General features: G+C 51.2%; 4 protein-coding genes. 1 reads left to right on the top strand and 3 read right to left on the bottom strand.

Annotation, left to right across the window (positions count from 1 at the left end):
- Positions 1 to 348 (top strand): integrase core domain-containing protein (locus ACT3UQ_RS19585; protein ID WP_444637804.1); only part of this gene is annotated, 348 nt, incomplete at its 5' end.
- A gap of 119 nt (positions 349 to 467) precedes the next feature.
- Here the strand turns inward: ACT3UQ_RS19585 and ACT3UQ_RS19580 are convergent.
- The 3 genes from ACT3UQ_RS19580 to ACT3UQ_RS19570 all read right to left on the bottom strand — a co-directional run.
- Positions 468 to 1,484 (bottom strand): hypothetical protein, encoded by a 1,017-nt coding sequence (locus ACT3UQ_RS19580; RefSeq protein WP_443444203.1) that lies wholly within the window; start codon positions 1,482 to 1,484, stop codon positions 468 to 470.
- A gap of 365 nt (positions 1,485 to 1,849) precedes the next feature.
- On the bottom strand, positions 1,850 to 2,128 hold the full coding sequence (locus ACT3UQ_RS19575; RefSeq protein ID WP_443444162.1) for a hypothetical protein: 279 nt from the start codon (positions 2,126 to 2,128) through the stop codon (positions 1,850 to 1,852).
- Positions 2,129 to 2,267: 139 nt separating this feature from the next.
- Positions 2,268 to 2,848: hypothetical protein (locus ACT3UQ_RS19570; protein WP_444637803.1), on the bottom strand; the 581-nt coding region annotated here is incomplete at its 5' end.

Here is a 2,848-nt window from a genome sequence, read left to right as displayed (position 1 = left end):
GACATCATTGCTGAAACTGGGATCCAGCCAACGTTTGTGCGGTGTGATAACGGGCCTGAGTTCACTGCTGACGCGCTGGTGGATTGGTGCAACACTGTGGGGGTGTCCACTGCGTTTATCGATCCGGGCTCACCTTGGCAGAACGGTTTTATCGAGTCGTTCAATGCGCAGTTCCGGCGTGAACAGCTTTCCGGGGAAATTATGGACACTATGGTGGAAGCGAAGTATTTGGCTGATGAATGGAAAGACATTTACAATCATGAGCGTCCCCATGGGTCTTTGGATGGGTTGACGCCGTCCCGGTTTTGGGATGAGTGGGTTAGAGAGAATCAGTTAGCTATCGCATAGCTGCTGGACTGCTTAAAGGGACCCAACCATGGTGATTATGGTCGTGCTTTCGTCTCTCATTGTGAATCATGAAAGATACCCAAAATGCTAATGCGACTGTCTATGGGAATTTTGGGTGATCAGTCCTTGGAAACGCTAAATCTCCCGAAGCGCATAATAATGCGGCCTGTTCTGGCCGGCGCAGCGTGATCTTGCTGGAGAAACTTATCTGCCTTTGTCAGAACCCGTTGAAGAAGCTCATTCTCAGCTGTGACTGAGGCATGAGTAGCCTTCGCTTTGACTATCGCATTTCTTGCATCCTCGAGCGCGACAAGGTTGATGCGGTGCCACAGTCGGGCACGGTTACCCCTTGTTGCGCAGTAGAACAAGGTAAAGATCACTCCAGCCAGTGTGAGCAGACCCACTACAGCCCATGGTTTCCATGAAGTGGCGAACGGGAGCTTTGCAAAACCGATAGCAAACCACACGATCCCAGATGTAACCGCCAGGAGGCCAAAGATGGGCCATATAAATCTGAAAGGGAATCGGAGGATCGCCGCGTAGTAGACCTGCAAGGATCGGAGAATTGAGAGCCAAAACGTCCGTGTTTGCGCTCCTTGGTTGAGACTTCGGTGGAGTCGCTGGGAGGTTCTTTTCACAGAGAGATTCATGGATCGGGCAGAAATGTTTTCGTTCCATTCGTCGAGCTGTTTGGCCAAGACCTCCGGATCAAGTCTCCCGTTGTGTGGCTCTAAGACGCTCTCTTCCGCAGCGGCACGAATGGTGAACGGATCGCGAGCTAAATCCACAGGTTCACCAACATCCTTAAGTGTGGACCAAAGGGTGGCTGTCAACGCGATTGCTCCGACAATGAATGCAACCACCCCAACCAGCTGCGCCCCTGAGTCTTCCTGCTCTTTGAGGCTTTCGTAGAAGAAGGATGCTGAAATACTGACCAAGAGACCTGAGATCAGCGCCCCCATTGCGGGCGCAAAAACCGTCTGATACTGCGTTGCGGCTAACCGAATATAAGTAAAACTCCGCCGTTTCGGCGGGCGAACGGTGCGGAGCGTTGCCAGCTCTACAACTCCGAGAATAAAGCTGAGAGACACGCAAAGCCCTCCGCCACCGATCAGCAACGTCGTGAAAGTTTCCATCTGTTCCCCTTGAGAAAGTCATGCCGCAATACTGACCCGTGCAACACACGACAGCCTCGCAGCGATTGGCATCAAGTCATGAGACTTGTTGAGGGAATCTTGAATTTGATGCCCTTAGTCCTTTTGCGGCGTGCGGCTTCGCCTCAACCGGACGAAAAACGAAGCCACCATCCCGCAGCGTTCGAGAATATGATGGACGCACTGGTCCGTTTCCGATGCGTACTCAAGGTCACGTGACTTATCGTGCACCCCGTGCGGGCAGCCAGACACCTCAAGCGGTGCTTGACTGCCTTTTCTTCGTCACCTAGTGACTACACGGTAGTGCGCGACGATCGCCGACCAGAAATGATCGTTATTGATCGAAGTTATCTCTTTCCAAGAAAGAAGTCTGATTCACCTGAAACGCCGAGCACAGTTTCATAGTTATTCAGGTTAATGAGCTCGTCTCGGAAGCCAGCTGTTTGAGCGTCTCGGTACCTAATTCTCCACACTCTTGGATTTGACTGGCTGATCAGTCTTACAACACCGCCCATGTCAGGAATATTTTTTGAGTAATCTTCATCATCTCGATACAGAAGAACCAGCTCTTCGGACTTCAAGCTGTCGACGTCGTCTATTAGGACTGTAGGAAGTTTATTAGCCATACAAACTAGATTGCCAGATCGGGGGTCGAAAATCATCGATCGAAAGTGGACTAGTGGTAGCCGAAGAAGGTTCGCACGTCGGCTCGCTCGTGACTTCTGACCAGTTTCGGGCTTACATCAGCCACCATCCGCAAGCACTCTATTTGCGGGTTCCATCTGCTTTAGCAAAGTTGAGATTGAGCGTGCCTAGCTCTCCGACAATCCAGCGCTTGCAGTTCTGTGTGAGTCGCAAGTTGGGCCAAGTACCGTCAGCGAGTGGCTGTCCAATGACGAGCAATTGAGTCGGAGACAATGGGAAGGAAATTGTATTCACTTCCACGCTACCAGTTTCACACCACAAGAGAACCGCACCGTCTCCGGTAACCAAACCGGGTTGCGTTATTACGTGCCAAGGCCATTCTTCGATGCCCAGCTTGCTCAACCGAAGCACTTCCGGCAATGCCTGTGAAAGTAGTAGGCGGTCGCCGAGATTCAGCTCGGAGTTTTCATGCTGGCCATCAGTTTTCACTAAAATTGCGGGGGCCAACACTTTAGCTTGATTTGCATAGCGGCCACGATCAAGATGCATATCAAGGAATGCAACCAGCGCTTTTGTTTCGGCATCAGACAACGCGTAATTGCCGTCGCGCATTTTGTTGATAACTGGGATGCCGTTGCTTTCGATCTCCGCATACTCTTGCTCTAAGTCATGATTTAGAATCTTGGGGTCGTATACATAAC

Origin of the sequence: Glutamicibacter sp. AOP12-B1-11 (assembly GCF_052379245.1) — a bacterium.
In the GTDB taxonomy this organism is placed as follows: Bacteria; Actinomycetota; Actinomycetes; order Actinomycetales; family Micrococcaceae; genus Glutamicibacter.
Note: the sequence above shows the minus strand (reverse complement) of the source record. Positions and strands in the feature narration are given on the sequence as shown.

Coding starts and splice junctions, on each gene's coding strand:
- ACT3UQ_RS19575 (WP_443444162.1), bottom strand. CDS start 2,128: ATGGCTAATAAACTTCCTACAGTCCTAATAGACGACGTCGACAGCTTG.
- ACT3UQ_RS19580 (WP_443444203.1), bottom strand. CDS start 1,484: ATGGAAACTTTCACGACGTTGCTGATCGGTGGCGGAGGGCTTTGCGTG.